This is a genomic window from Mesorhizobium sp. B3-1-7 (assembly GCF_006439385.1).
Taxonomy (GTDB): domain Bacteria; phylum Pseudomonadota; class Alphaproteobacteria; order Rhizobiales; family Rhizobiaceae; genus Mesorhizobium.
This window is the reverse complement of record NZ_VFTL01000008.1, coordinates 107018-120353: the sequence shown is the minus strand read 5'-3', so window position 1 is coordinate 120353 and position 13336 is coordinate 107018. Positions and strand designations below refer to the sequence as shown.

The 13336-nt window shown below is 66.8% G+C and carries 11 protein-coding genes; 6 read left to right on the top strand and 5 right to left on the bottom strand.

Translation table 11 applies throughout. The features are described 5' to 3' along the window. Positions 1 to 63: 63 nt before the first annotated feature. Together rocF and FJ417_RS09225 are read left to right on the top strand one after the other, a co-directional pair. Complete coding sequence (gene rocF / locus FJ417_RS09230; protein WP_140659063.1) at positions 64 to 996, top strand: arginase; 933 nt, start codon at positions 64 to 66, stop codon at positions 994 to 996. A 2-nt stretch (positions 997 to 998) separates the two neighbouring features. After that, a complete protein-coding gene (locus FJ417_RS09225) occupies positions 999 to 2057 on the top strand; it encodes an ornithine cyclodeaminase (RefSeq protein WP_140783201.1) in 1059 nt (352 codons plus the stop codon). 347 nt (positions 2058 to 2404) lie between these two features. Here FJ417_RS09225 and FJ417_RS09220 read toward each other — a convergent pair whose 3' ends face one another. From FJ417_RS09220 to FJ417_RS09200, 5 genes are all read right to left on the bottom strand, one after another. Beyond that, positions 2405 to 3403: a substrate-binding domain-containing protein gene (locus FJ417_RS09220; RefSeq protein WP_140783202.1), complete on the bottom strand. Its 999-nt coding sequence runs from the start codon at positions 3401 to 3403 to the stop codon at positions 2405 to 2407. A 12-nt stretch (positions 3404 to 3415) separates the two neighbouring features. Continuing rightward, the gene (locus FJ417_RS09215) at positions 3416 to 4432 is read right to left on the bottom strand and encodes an ABC transporter permease (protein WP_140783203.1); all 1017 of its coding nucleotides are present in this window, start codon (positions 4430 to 4432) and stop codon (positions 3416 to 3418) included. Then, entirely contained in the window at positions 4429 to 5931 is a 1503-nt protein-coding gene (locus FJ417_RS09210; protein WP_140783204.1) for a sugar ABC transporter ATP-binding protein, read from the bottom strand. Before FJ417_RS09210 ends, FJ417_RS09215 begins: the two co-directional genes overlap by 4 nt. 129 nt (positions 5932 to 6060) lie before the next feature. Continuing rightward, entirely contained in the window at positions 6061 to 7026 is a 966-nt protein-coding gene (locus tag FJ417_RS09205; RefSeq protein ID WP_140783205.1) for a sugar ABC transporter substrate-binding protein, read from the bottom strand. A gap of 172 nt (positions 7027 to 7198) precedes the next feature. Continuing rightward, positions 7199 to 8218: an LLM class flavin-dependent oxidoreductase gene (locus FJ417_RS09200; protein ID WP_140783206.1), complete on the bottom strand. Its 1020-nt coding sequence runs from the start codon at positions 8216 to 8218 to the stop codon at positions 7199 to 7201. A gap of 245 nt (positions 8219 to 8463) precedes the next feature. On the opposite strand from FJ417_RS09200, the gene FJ417_RS09195 reads away from it, so the two are divergent. From FJ417_RS09195 to FJ417_RS09180, 4 genes are all read left to right on the top strand, one after another. Then, positions 8464 to 9366 (top strand): MurR/RpiR family transcriptional regulator, encoded by a 903-nt coding sequence (locus tag FJ417_RS09195; protein ID WP_140783207.1) that lies wholly within the window; start codon positions 8464 to 8466, stop codon positions 9364 to 9366. A gap of 85 nt (positions 9367 to 9451) precedes the next feature. Further along, positions 9452 to 10456 (top strand): extracellular solute-binding protein, encoded by a 1005-nt coding sequence (locus FJ417_RS09190; protein ID WP_140783208.1) that lies wholly within the window; start codon positions 9452 to 9454, stop codon positions 10454 to 10456. Positions 10457 to 10478: 22 nt separating this feature from the next. Next, positions 10479 to 12275 carry an iron ABC transporter permease gene (locus FJ417_RS09185; RefSeq protein ID WP_181183191.1) on the top strand — a complete coding sequence of 599 codons (1797 nt, stop codon included), beginning with the start codon at positions 10479 to 10481 and terminating at the stop codon, positions 12273 to 12275. After that, the gene (locus tag FJ417_RS09180; protein WP_140783222.1) at positions 12272 to 13315 is read left to right on the top strand and encodes an ABC transporter ATP-binding protein; all 1044 of its coding nucleotides are present in this window, start codon (positions 12272 to 12274) and stop codon (positions 13313 to 13315) included. Before FJ417_RS09185 ends, FJ417_RS09180 begins: the two co-directional genes overlap by 4 nt. Positions 13316 to 13336: the final 21 nt, after the last annotated feature.

Sequence of the window (13336 nt, the reverse complement as noted above, 5' to 3'; positions counted from 1 at the left end):
TCGCCGTTCAAACCGCCAGCAGGTGATGGTTCACTCTTTCGATCAATCGCAAGGTGAGAAAAAATGCGCTGCAGGATCGTCGGCGCGCCGGTGCAGGACGGCGCGGGCAGGATGGGATGCGAAATGGGGCCGAGCGCGCTGCGCACGGCGGGGCTGGTCTCGGTGCTGGCCGAGCTCGGCCACGAGGTCGAGGACTGGGGCGCGGTCGAGAAGGCCGCGGCGCGGCCCGTGGTCCACGGCAACCTGGCGCTGAAGGCGCTGCCGGAGATCTCCGCCTGGACGGCGGCGATCGCCGAGACCGCCTACGCCGCTTCCAGGGACGCCATGCCGATCTTCCTCGGCGGCGACCATTCGATCTCCGCCGGCACCGTGTCCGGCGTGGCGCGCCGCGCTGCCGAGCGCGGCCGGCCGCTCTTCGTGCTGTGGCTCGACGCGCATCCCGATTTCCACACGCTCGACACCACCACCAGTGGCAATCTGCACGGGGTGCCGCTCGCCTATGCCAGCGGCCAGGCGGGTTTCAAGGGTTATTTCCCGGATCTGCCGCAAGCGGTCGACCCGGCCCGCATCTGCGCCATCGGCCTGCGCAGCGTCGACCCGGCCGAGCGCCGCGCGCTCACTGAAGCCGGCGTCACCGTGCATGACATGCGCGCCATCGACGAGCACGGCATCGCGCCCTTGCTGCGCGCCTTCCTGGCCCGCGTCGAGAAGGAGAACGGGCTCCTGCATGTCAGCCTCGACGTCGATTTCCTCGACCCCTCGATCGCGCCGGCCGTCGGCACCACGGTGCCCGGCGGCGCCACCTTCCGCGAGGCGCATCTGGTGATGGAGATGCTGTCCGACTCAGGCCTGGTTTCGAGCCTCGACCTGGTCGAATTGAACCCGTTCCTCGACGAGCGCGGCCGCACCGCGACCCTGATGGTCGACCTCACCGCCAGCCTGATGGGCCGCCGCATCATGGACCGCCCGACCCGCAGCCACTCCGGAAGCCTCTGACCATGACCCAGCCTTCGCGCCTTGCCATCGTCCCCTTCGTCAGCGTCGACCGCATGATGAAGCTTGTGCTCGCCATCGGCGTCGAGCGCTTCCTGACCGAGCTCGCCGCCTATATCGAGGAGGATTTCCGCCGCTGGGAGCTGTTCGACAAGACCCCGCGCATCGCCTCGCACAGCCATGACGGCGTCATCGAGCTGATGCCGACCAGCGACGGCAAGATGTACGGCTTCAAATATGTCAACGGCCATCCGAAGAACATGCGCGAGGGCCGCCAGACGGTCACCGCCTTCGGCGTGCTCGCCGATGTCGGCTCCGGCTATCCGATGCTCTTGACCGAGATGACCATTCTGACGGCGCTGCGCACCGCCGCCACCTCTGCCGTCGCGGCCAAATACCTGGCGCCGAAGGGCAGCCAAGCCATGGCCATCATCGGCAACGGCGCCCAGTCCGAGTTCCAGGCCATCGCCTTCAAGGCGCTGCTCGGCATCGATAGGCTGCGGCTCTACGACATCGACCGCTCGGCTTCCGAAAAATGCGCCCGCAACCTCGCCGGCAAGGGTTTCGACATCACCATCTGCGCGACAGGACAGGATGCCGTGGAAGGCGTCGACATCATCACCACGGTGACCGCCGACAAGCAGTACGCCACCATCCTCACCGACAACATGGTCGGCTCCGGCGTCCACATCAATGCCGTCGGCGGCGACTGCCCCGGCAAGACCGAGCTGCACCGCGACATCCTCGTGCGCTCCGACATCTTCGTCGAGTTCCCGCCGCAGACCCGCATCGAGGGCGAGATCCAGCAGCTCGACGCCGATCATCCGGTGACCGAGCTGTGGCAAGTGATGACCGGCCAGGCTGAGGGCCGCAAATCGGCCAAGCAGATCACGCTGTTCGATTCCGTCGGCTTCGCCACGGAAGATTTTTCCGCGCTGCGCTACGTCCGCGACCAGCTCCAAGCCACCGGCCTCTACGAGGAGCTCGACCTGCTCGCCGACCCCGACGAGCCGCGCGACCTGTTCGGGATGCTGCTGAGGGCGGCCGTGCAGCCGGCGACTTGAAGCCAATCGCATAGGGCGTCCCCCTCTCCGTCTTATGTAGCGCTGGTCGACCCCCACTCCGTCTCGGCTTCGCCGAGCCACCTCTCCCCCGTTCGACGGGGGAGAGGAAAGGCGCCAAGCTTCTTGCCGTCAACGCTCGTCCAGCAACGCTCCCTTCCTTTCCCTCCGGAGGGGGAAAGGTGGCGCTGCGAAGCAGCGACGGATTGGGGGAACCACCTGGCAATCAAGCCTCCGCCTGATCGGTCACGCCAGTCACAGAAGGTGTGCATAGCAGTGGGGGAGAGGTGGATCGGCGCGCAGCGCCGAGACGGAGCGGGGGCTGGCGCCGGCGTCGACAATCACAAACACTACCGCCGCGCCGCGCAGCTTTCCCTTTCGACCAGCACCGGCGCCAGCACCTCGCGGCGCGAGGGCGCGGCCGGATCGCCGAGCCGTTCCAGCAGCAGGCTCACCGCCCGCGTGCCGATCTTTTCGACTGGCTGCGCGATCGTCGTCAGCGGCGGCCAGGTGGTGACGGCATAGGGGATGTCGTCGAAGCCGACCATCGACATGTCGTCGGGAACCCGCAATCCGCGCGAGCGCAGCAGGGTCAGCGCGCCCATCGCCATCAGATCGTTGCAGGCAAACAGCGCCGTGATGTCGGGCGCCTGCGCCATCAGCTGCTCCATCGCCAGCCGGCCGCCGGCGAAATGATAGTCGGAATCGACGATCGAGGACGGCGGCAGCTCGAGGCCTGCCTCGCCAAGCGCGCGGACAAAGCCGCGCAGGCGGGCGGGGCTGGAGCTCGAATCGCGCGGCCCGCCGATGACGCCGATCTTCCGGTGGCCGAGCCCGGCCAGGTATCTGCCGGCGAGATAGCCGCCATGGTCGTGGTCGACCAGCACGGAATCGACATTGACGGACTGGATCTCGCGGTCGAGCAGCACCGCCGGCACGCTGGGCAGGAGGCGGGCGAAGACCCGCGCGTGGTCGGACGAGCCGGCGAAGATCAGCCCGTCGATCTGCTTGGCCATCAGCACCGAGAGATAGCGCTCCTCCTTCTCGGCATTGCCGTCGGAGTTGCACAGGATCACCGTGTAGCCGGAGACGAAGCCGGCATCCTCGATCTGCCGCGCGACGCTGGCGAAGAACGGATTGGAATTGTCCGGAAGCAGCAGGCCGATGGTCTTGGTCTCGCCGCGCCGCAGGCTCCGCGCCACCGAGTTCGGGCTGTAGCGCAGCGCCGCGATCGCGGCGCGCACGCGCTCTGCCGTCTCCGGCTCGACATGGCGGGTATGGTTCATCACATGCGAGACGGTAGCGACGGATACCCCCGCATGGCGCGCGACATCGGCGATCGTCGTCATGGCCCGTTCCCCTCAGCGGATCCTCCGCAACAGCCTCTCCCGGTACGCGTCTAGGATGACCGCGAGCACGATGACAAGGCCGATTACGATGGGTTTGAAATTGTCGCCGACGCCGAGCAGCTGCAATCCGGTGGAGAGCACCTGCAGGATGCAGGCGCCGACCAGCGTGCCGATGATCGAGCCCTTGCCGCCGCTGAGGCTGGTGCCGCCGATGATGACGGCGGCGATCGCGTTGAGCTCGTAGCCGACGCCGGCGATCGGGCTGCCGATGTTGAGGCGCAACAGATAGACCATGGCGGCGATGCCGGCGGTGAGCCCGCTGATGGTGAAGGCGGCGACCTTGTAGAAATCCGGATTGTGGCCCGACAGCCGCACCGCCTCGTCATTGGTGCCGACGGCGAAGATCATGCGGCCGAAGACGGTGAAGCGCAGCACGAACCAGCCGGCCGCGATCACCAGCACCGCGACCAGGAAGATCGACGGCAGGAAGCCGCCGATGATCAGGTTGCCGAAATCGACGAAACTCTGCGGCAGGCCGGTGATGGTGGAATTGTCGCTGACGACGCGGGCAGCGCCTGCCGCCATGTTGAGCATGCCGAGCGTGACGATGAAGGAGGGTATCTTCCAGCGCGTCGAGATCCAGCCATTGAGGAAGCCGCACACCGCGCCCGTCGCCATGCAGGCGAGCAGCGCCAGCGTGATGGCGACGGCCGGCGACAGGCTCTCGTCGATCATCACGGTGGCGCCGACGACCGTGCACAGCGCCAGCACCGAGCCGACCGAAAGGTCGATGCCGCCGGTGAGGATGACGAAGGTCATGCCGGCCGCCAGCACCGTGTTGATGGCGATCTGCACGAAGATCTTCAGCGCGTTGCCGGAGGTGGCGAAATAAGGGGCGGTGGCCGAGAAGAACAGCGTGATCAGCACCAGTGCCAGGAGCACGCCGGCATCGCGCACCAGGAAGCGCAGGAACTTCGCCCGGCCCGGAGAAACAGGCGCCGCCACGGCTATCTCGGACGTCTCGCTCATGGTCGCACATACTCCTGATAGGCGAGCGACAGGATGCGCTCCTGGTCGAATTCGGATCGCGGCACCTCGCCGACGATCCTGTTCCTGGAAAAGACGATGATGCGGTGGCACATGCCCATCAATTCGGGCAGGTCGGACGACACCATGATGATGCCCTTCTGCTGCGCCGCCAGCATCCAGAGCAGCTGGTAGATCTCGCGCCGCGCGCCGATATCGACGCCGCGCGTCGGCTCGTCGAGGATCAGCGTCGAGGTGCCGCGGAACAGCCATTTGGCCAGAACCACCTTCTGCTGGTTGCCGCCGGAAAGGTTGCGCACCGCCTGCTCGATCGAGCTTGCCTTGACGCGCAGCTGGCCGACCAAATCGTTTGCTGCCGCGCTCTCCGCCCGGCGGTTGAGCAGCCCGTTGCGCGAGACCTTGGCGAGATCGGTAATGGTGATGTTCTTGTCGACGGCCATGTCGAGCAGCAGGCCCTGGCTCTTGCGGTCCTCGGTGAGCAGGCTCAGGCCGTGCCGCACCGCGTCCTTGGGCGCGGCGATCGCCACCGGCTTGCCGTCGATCTCGACGACGCCGTCGAGCTTGGGATCGGCGCCGAACAAGGCGCGCATGGCCTCGGTGCGGCCGCTGCCGACCAGGCCGGCGACGCCGAGGATCTCGCCATGGCGCACGGCGAAGGAGATGTCCGGCGTCGCGGCGTCGCGCTTCAGATTGGCGACGCTGAGCGCGACCTTGCCCGGCACGATCGAAGCGTCGAAACCGTATTCGTCGGCGATGTCGCGGCCGATCATCATGCGCACAAGGTCGGGCACGGTGAGGCCCTCGAGATCGCGGGTCGCGACCAGCCTGCCATTGCGCAGCACCGTCACCCGGTTGCCGATCTCGAACACCTCGTGCAGCCGGTGCGAGATATAGATGATGGTGACGCCCTTGGCCTTCAGCCGCTTGATGATGGAAAACAGCCGTCCGATCTCCGGCGGCGTCAGCGTCGCCGTCGGCTCGTCCAGCACCAAGAGCTTCGAGTCGTAGCTCAGCGCCTTGGCGATCTCGACCAGCTGCATCTGCGCGACGCCCAAGGCCTCGACGCGCGTGCGCGGATCGATGTCGAGGCCGACTTCCTTCAGCAGCGCCACCGCGCGGCTGTTGAGCGCCCTGCGGTCGACGATGCCGAAGGCGCGGCGCGGCAGGCTTTCCAGCATCAGGTTCTCGGCGATGCTGAGATAGGGCAGGAGGTTCAGCTCCTGATGCACGACGCGGATGCCGCTCTGTTGCGCGTCATGCGGTGTCTTCGGCTGGTAGGGCTGGCCATTGAAGGCGATCTTGCCCGAGTCCGGCTGGTAGATGCCGGCCAGGAGCTTGATCAGCGTCGACTTGCCGGCGCCGTTCTCGCCCAGGATGATATGGGTCTCGCCACGCGCGATCGACAGCGACACATCGCTCAGCGCGACGGCGCCGGGAAAGATCTTTCCGACCCCTTCAAGGGAAAGAATCACGTCGTTCATGCGGCAATCCTGAACAGCGCTCTTCTACCGCAACGGCGGTACGAGCGCGCGGTCATCGTCGCCGGCAGGTGGCCGGCGACGATGACGAGACAAGCAGAACACCGGAGGGAGTCCCGGCGGCGGCTCGCCTCAGGCGGTGATCAGCTTGATGTCGGTCTTGACCCAGCCGGAGAATTTCTCGCCGGCAAGCTCGCGCAGGCCGTAGTCGATGCCCATGGCCGCCATCTGCGCGCCATACTGCTCGACGGTGGCGAGCATCTTGCCGTCCTTCAGCAGCGGGCCGACGGCCGGGATGTTGTCGAAGCCGACGACCTTGATCTGGCCGGATTTGCCGGCCGCGTCGATCGCCTTGACGACGCCGAGCGCCATCGAGTCGTTGGCCGCCATCACGCCCTGGATATCCGGATGCTGGGTGAGGAAGTTGGTCATCAGCGTGTTGGCCTCCTCGGTTTCCCAATGCGCGGTCTTGGAATCGAGCAGGTCAAGGCCGTTTTCCTTCACCGCGTCGTCGAAGCCGAGCTTGCGTTCCTTGGCGTTGTCGGCCTCGGGATTGCCTTCGAGGATAACGACCTTGCCGCCCTTGCCCAGCGCCTTGCCGAGCGCGTCGCCGGCGAGTTTGGCGCCGGCGCGGTTGTCCGGCCCGAAGAAGGCGAGGTCGATGCCGGCTTTCTTCTTGGCCTCGGTATCGAGCGAGACGTCGATGTTGATCACCTTGATGCCGGCCTTCAGCGCCTTGGCGATCGGCGTGACCATGGCCTTCGAATCGGCCGGCGCCACGACGATGATGTTGTAGTTCTGGGTGATGAAGTTCTCGATCGCGTCGACCTGCGCGGCGAAGTCGCGCTCGTCCTTCATGCCGACGGCGGCGAAATCGAACTTGTCCTTGTTCTTGGCCGCGTAGTCCTCCGCGCCGGCCTGCATCTGCTTGAAGAACTCGTTGGCGAGCGACTTCATGACCAGGCCGACCTTCGGCTTGTCGGCTGCAAGCGCCGGGCCGAGCGGCAGAGCGAGCGCGCCTGCAGCCAAGGCGCTGGTCTTCAGGAACTGGCGGCGTGAGAACGGGCCAAGCCCGTGCGTGTCCGAAATCTTGCTCATAGTCTCCTCCACTTGATTGAGCCGTAATCGGTTACGTAACCGATTACGCTACAAAGTAGATTGCTATTTTATCAGATGTCAACGTCGTGGGTAAGGACGGGAGGAGCGCCGGCGCCGAAGCTGCCGATCTCCCCGCAAGGGGGAGATTACGCCATTTGCGGTTTTCGCCACATCACCTCCACCCCAGCGCCGGCGCGACGTGCTTCAGGATAGACTCGAGGACATGGGCGTTGTAGTCGACGCCGAGCTGGTTGGGCACGGTGAGCAGCAGCGTGTCGGCCTCGGCGATCGCCTCGTCCTCCTTGAGCTGTTCCGCCAGCTTGTCCGGCTCGTCGGCATAGGTGCGGCCGAACACGGCGCGCTTCTCGGGCTCGATATAGCCGAAATGGTCCTCGCCCTCGCTGCCGCCGAAATAGGCGCGGTCCATGTCGTTGACGAGGGCAAAAATGCTGCGGCTGACCGAGACGCGCGGCTCCCTTGTATGGCCGGCTTCCTTCCAGGCGGCGCGGTAGGCTCTTATCTGCTTGGCCTGCTGGACATGCAGCGGCTCGCCGCTCTCATCGAATTTCAGCGTCGAGCTTTGCAGGTTCATCCCGAGCTTGGCCGCCCATACCGCGGTCGCGTCGGTGGCGGCGCCCCACCAGATGCGGTCGCGCAGGCCGGCCGAGAAGGGTTCCAGCCTAAGCAGGCCGGGCGGGTTGGGGAACATCGGTCGCGGATTGGGCTGGGCAAAGCCTTCGCCGCGCAACAGGTCGAGGAAGATTTCCGAATGCCGGCGCGCCATGTCGGCGTCGCTCTTGCCCTCTTCGGGCACATAGCCGAAATGGCGCCAGCCATCGATCACCTGCTCGGGCGAGCCGCGGCTTATGCCCAACTGCAGACGCCCGCCGGCGATGAGGTCTGCAGCGCCCGCGTCCTCGGCCATGTAGAGCGGGTTCTCGTAGCGCATGTCGATGACGGCGGTGCCGAGCTCGATACGCCGGGTTTTGGCGCCCGCCGCGGCAAGCAACGGAAACGGCGAGGCGAGCTGCCGGGCAAAATGGTGGACGCGGTAATAGGCGCCGTCGGCGCCGAGCTCCTCGGCCGCGACCGCGAGGTCGATCGACTGCAAAAGCGCGTCGGCGCCCGAGCGCGTGCCCGATTGCGGCGAGGGCGACCAATGCCCGAACGACAGAAATCCGATCTTCTTCATGGCTCCATTCCTGCTGCAGCGGCCCATCGACCGCTCGAACTCCCTGTTGCTCCAGCAGATAGCCAGGGCAGTGGCGCGATACAACGGACACCGAACGGATACAGACCGTCAACGGGTAAGGCCCCCCAGCGCGCCGGTCGGTCCCGTGATCCACGGCCGGCGTTGTCACACGGATGTAATGAACATTTCGGAGTGTCGGTGCCGTAGCGATTGCTACGAACCTTCCTGACGAATGGCCGACCATCATGACATCCGACGATTCCGCCGACCGGCAAAGCGCTTTCGACGATCGTGTCGAGGCGGCCTTCGAAACCCTGCCGCCGGCCGAGCAGCGCATGGCGCGCTTTTTCGTCGGCCAGAAGCAGGCGGTGCTGCTGGGATCGGCGGCCGAGATCGCCGCGCTTGCCGGCGCCAGCGACGCAACCGTGGTGCGCACGGCACGCTCGCTCGGCTTCGACAGCCTGTCGGCGCTGCGCCAGGTGCTGCTCGCGGACCTGACCGGCACGGCCTCACCCGGCAGGCGGCTGGCCCGCACCTTGCAGGAGACCGGCGGCGACAGCGCCGCGGCGCTGCGCCATGTCGTCGGCCTCCATGAAAGCGCGCTCGAGGCGCTGAAGCGGCCGGAGATGGAAGCGTCTTTCGCCAACGCCGTCGATCTCCTGGCCGCCGCCCGTCGCCGCCACATCTTCGGCATCGGCCCCTCGGGCGCCATGGCCGAATACGCGGCCCTGCAATTCAACAGGATCGGCCTGCCGAGCAGCGCGCTTTCCGTGTCGGGCGTAGCGCTTGCCGACCGCCTGCTGTGGCTGGAGAGCGGCGATGCCGTGTTGATGATGGCCTACGCACCGCTTTACCGCGAGGTCGAGATCGTCCTCGACCAGGCCGGCCTGCGTGACGTGCCGGTGGTGCTGATCAGCGACAATCTCGGGCCGCTCGTCTCCGACAAGGTGGCTGTGACGCTCCCGGTCCCGCGCGGCAAGGCAGACCACCTCGCCACCCATGGCGGCACCATGGTGCTCATCGAGGCAATGATCATCGCCCTGGCCGCCAAGGCCGGCGAGACCGCGTTCGACAGCCTGGACCGGTTGAGCGGCCTGCGCGGCGCGATCGACAAGGCATGGATAAAACGCGGGACGCGCAAGAAGTAAATGCCACTGACATAAAAATGTCAGCCAAAGAGGTATAATATACAATTGGTATTACTTTGCCTTCTCGAAACAACAGGAGAGCGAGATGACTATAAAGACAACGCTTGGACTTGCGTTGAGTTTGACGGTTCTATCCATCGCCGCGCCGGCCTGCGCCGCGGATCTGGTGCTCTATGACGCGCTCGACTTTGCCGGCCCGGTCGCCAAGGCCTTCCAGGCCAAGACCGGGCTGACCGTCGACATCGTCGAGCCCGGCAGCACCGGCGAAACGCTGGGCAAGATCGCAGCTGAAGGCAATAACCCGCAATTCGACATCGTCTGGCTCGACGGCTCCGCCGTGATGGAGCGCATGGCGGCCGACCACGTGCTGCAGCCGGTGCCGACCGACGAATTCGACAAGATCGCCTGGACCGATCTCGGCAAGTCGCTGATCCCGCAGAGCCACGCCTTCCTGCCGACCGGCACCAGCACCACCGCGATCGAGGTCAACACCAAGAAGGTCAAGGCCGACAAGATGCCGAAATCCTGGGCCGATCTGCAAGGCTTCGCCGGCAGCGTCGCCGCCAAGGACCCGAACCTCTCCGGCCCGGCCTATCAGTGGCTTGCCGGCCTGTTCCAGACCAACGGCGTCGATGCCGGCAAGGAGCTGCTCGCCAAGACGCTGACCAACAAGTCGCTCTCGGGGCTCTCCAGCGGCGGCAAGGTCAACAAGGCGGTGCTGACCGGCGACGCCTCGGTCGGCATCAACCAGGACAGCGCCATCTTCTCCAAGATCGCCGCCGGCGAGCCTGTCGCCGCCGTCTATCCGAGCGAGGGTTCGGTGTCGCTGCCGCAGGGCCTCGGCATCAGCGCCAGGACGCAGCATATGGATGCTGCGCGCAAGTTCATCGAATTCGTCACCAGCGCCGATGGCCAGGCCGCGATGCAGAACGGCGACGACACCGACTTCTTCTACATTCCGATCGTCAAGGGCGTGAACCCCAAGCCCGGCCGCGAGACCAGCATCGCCTACACCCATCTCGACGACGCGACGGCCTCGGCGCACGAGACGGAGTGGAAGCAGTGGTACAAGGAAAAGTTCGTCCAGTGACCGCGCTCGCCTGGCAATGACGATGGTGCAGAAATTCGATGCCGCCGCCGGCGGCATCGGCTCGAGCGGGTGGGCGCGCGGACGCCTGCCCGCGCTGGCGCGCCTTGGCGGGCCGCTGGCGGTCTATGCCGTCTTCGCTCTGCTGATCGGCCTGCCGCTGGCGCTCGTGCTGCTGCAGGCCGTGGTGCCTGGGCTGTTCGCGGTCGACGGCGCGCAAGGCCTCTTCAGCGCCGAGCCGCTCGCGCGCGTCTTCTCCTCACCCTATATCGCCGGCTCGATCCTGCATTCGCTGGAGCTCGGCCTGCTTGCGGCCCTGACGACGACCATGCTCGGCGGCGCCTTCGCCGTGCTGGTGCAGCGTTGCGACATCCCGCTGCGCGGCCCGCTTTCGCTGGTGCCCTGGCTGGTGTTCCTGACGCCGTCCTATCTGAAGGCGCTGGCCTGGGTGCTTTTGATGTCCTCCGGCGGCTACCTGGCGCAGCTTGGCTTTTTGCCGCCTTGGCTCGGCGCTTCCTTCTTCGGGCTGGCCGGCCTGGTCTTCGTGCACACGCTGAGCCTCTTCCCGCTCGCGGCTTTCATCATCGGCAGCGCGCTGGCGGGGCTCGGCAGCGAGCTGGAGGACGCCGCGCGCCTGTCGGGCGCCGGGCCGCTCAGGATCTGGCTGCGCGTCAACGGCCCGTTGCTGGCGCCGGCGATTGTGCTGAGCTTCATCGCCACCTTCGCCGAAGTGCTCTCCGATTTCGGCCTGGCCTCGACGATTGCCAGGATGTCGAGCTTCGGTGTGCTGACCTATGGCATCTATGCCGCGGCGAGCGACTATCCCGTCGACTTCCCGGCCGCCGGCGCGCAGGCCCTGGTGCTGCTGGCGCTGGTTCTGCTCGTCATCGTGGCCGACAGGCTGCTGCGCCGCCGCGCCGATCCGCGGCTGATTTCCGGACGGGCCAGGCCGGCCCGGCGCTATCGGCTCGGCGCCTGGCGCTGGCTCGCTTTTGCGATGGCACTGCTGGTCGCCTTCCTCGCGCTCATATTGCCGCTCGGCGCCATCGCGGTGCGGGCGCTCACCAGCACGCTCGGCAACGGTCTGGCGCCGGACAATTTCACCCTCGCCAATCTCGGCGCGGCGCTTAGCCTGCACACGGCGGCCAATGAAGGGCTCATGCGCAGCCTCTTTTACGCCGGCTTTGCGGCGGTCATCGCCAGCACGCTGGCCTTGCTGCTTTCGGCCCAGCTCGATCGTTCGAGCCCTGTCATGCGCACTGCGGTGCTTGGCCTGTCGCTCGGCGCGGTCGCGATCCCCGGCATCGTGCTCGGCTTCGGCTACATCCTGGTCTGGAACCGGCTGCCCGGTTTTCGCGACTGGCCGTTCCCGCATTACGGCGACGGCTCGCTGCTGGTCATGGGCTATGTCGCGGCGGCGCTGCCCTATTGCCTGGTCGTCATCCTCTCGGCCGTCGGCCAATTGGCGCCGAGCCTGACCGACGCCGCGCGGATCTCCGGCGTCGGCGCGGTCCGGCGTCTCATCTCGGTGACCTTGCCGCTGATCCTGCTCAGCGTCGTCACGGCCTTCCTGCTTACCTTCATCCGCACCGTGTTCGAATTGCCGATGTCGCAGATGCTGATCCCGCAAAGCGGTCCGCCGGCGCCGACGCTCATCCTGAAATTGTTCAGCCATGACCGCGACGGGCTGGCCTGCGCCATCGCGCTCGCCGCCATGGCCGCCGCCGGCGGCGCCGCGGCGTTGATCTGGTATCCGCTCAAGCGCTTCATTGCATTTGGCCGGCCGCAAGGCACTCCGGCCGCGTCGGGAGGGCCGGCATGACCGCTTCGCTCCATTGCGCCGGCATCTCGAAGTCGCTCGGCGGGCGCGCCGTGCTCAGCAACCTCGACCTCGCCATCAGGGCCGGCGAGGTGGTCTCGCTGCTCGGCCCGAGCGGTTCCGGCAAGACCACGCTGCTGCGCAGCATTGCCGGGCTGGTCGACCCTGACAGCGGCACGATCGCGCTCGGCGACCGTGTCGTCTGGAGCGAAACATCCGTCCTGCCCGCTGAAAAGCGCAGGATCGGCATGGTGTTCCAGGACTACGCGCTCTGGCCGCATATGACGGTGGCCGGCAACCTGTCGTTCGGGCTGCGCGCGCAGCGGCTCGCCGAACCGGAGATCGCCGTCCGTGTCGGCCATGCGCTGGAGGTCGCGCGGCTCGCACCCTATCGCGATCGCTACCCCTCGGAACTGTCGGGTGGACAGCAGCAGCGCGTCGCCATCGCCCGCTGCCTTGCGGCGCGGCCGGCGCTGATGCTGTTCGATGAGCCGCTCAGCAATCTCGACGCGGCGCTTCGCGAGGACATGCGCATCGAGATGATGGAGCTGGTGCGGCGCGAAGCTGCCACCGTCATCTATGTGACGCATGACCAGGCCGAAGCCATGGCCGTTTCGGATCGCATCGCGGTGATGCGCGACGGCCGCATCGCCCAGTTCGACACGCCGCGGGCGATCTACGAGCGGCCGGCCGATTCCTTCGTCGCCGGTTTCATCGGCGGCTTTTCGGTGGTGCCCGGCACCGTGCGCGACGGGCTGTTCAGCGTGCGGGGCGCCGCCGCCGACAGCCTGCGCACACCCGGGGCGAAATCCGGCGACGGCATGCTTGTGGTCCGGCCGGAAGACGCGCGGCCGGCCGAGGCGCATCCCGGCAACCGGCTGCAGGGCAAAGTGCTGTCGAGCGCCTTCCAGGGCCGCTGCTGGCGGCTGGCGGTGGAGCTCGGCCCGCAACGCGTCCGCCTCGACTGGCCGGAAGCGCCGCCGGTCGGCTCCTCGCTGGCGTTCTCGCTGCCGCCCGAACGCTGTATCGTTCTCGCCAACTGATGATTCCGAACTATAGGATGC

Coding starts and splice junctions, on each gene's coding strand:
- rocF (WP_140659063.1), top strand. CDS start 64: ATGCGCTGCAGGATCGTCGGCGCGCCGGTGCAGGACGGCGCGGGCAGG.
- FJ417_RS09225 (WP_140783201.1), top strand. CDS start 999: ATGACCCAGCCTTCGCGCCTTGCCATCGTCCCCTTCGTCAGCGTCGAC.
- FJ417_RS09220 (WP_140783202.1), bottom strand. CDS start 3,403: ATGACGACGATCGCCGATGTCGCGCGCCATGCGGGGGTATCCGTCGCT.
- FJ417_RS09215 (WP_140783203.1), bottom strand. CDS start 4,432: ATGAGCGAGACGTCCGAGATAGCCGTGGCGGCGCCTGTTTCTCCGGGC.
- FJ417_RS09210 (WP_140783204.1), bottom strand. CDS start 5,931: ATGAACGACGTGATTCTTTCCCTTGAAGGGGTCGGAAAGATCTTTCCC.
- FJ417_RS09205 (WP_140783205.1), bottom strand. CDS start 7,026: ATGAGCAAGATTTCGGACACGCACGGGCTTGGCCCGTTCTCACGCCGC.
- FJ417_RS09200 (WP_140783206.1), bottom strand. CDS start 8,218: ATGAAGAAGATCGGATTTCTGTCGTTCGGGCATTGGTCGCCCTCGCCG.
- FJ417_RS09195 (WP_140783207.1), top strand. CDS start 8,464: ATGACATCCGACGATTCCGCCGACCGGCAAAGCGCTTTCGACGATCGT.
- FJ417_RS09190 (WP_140783208.1), top strand. CDS start 9,452: ATGACTATAAAGACAACGCTTGGACTTGCGTTGAGTTTGACGGTTCTA.
- FJ417_RS09185 (WP_181183191.1), top strand. CDS start 10,479: ATGGTGCAGAAATTCGATGCCGCCGCCGGCGGCATCGGCTCGAGCGGG.
- FJ417_RS09180 (WP_140783222.1), top strand. CDS start 12,272: ATGACCGCTTCGCTCCATTGCGCCGGCATCTCGAAGTCGCTCGGCGGG.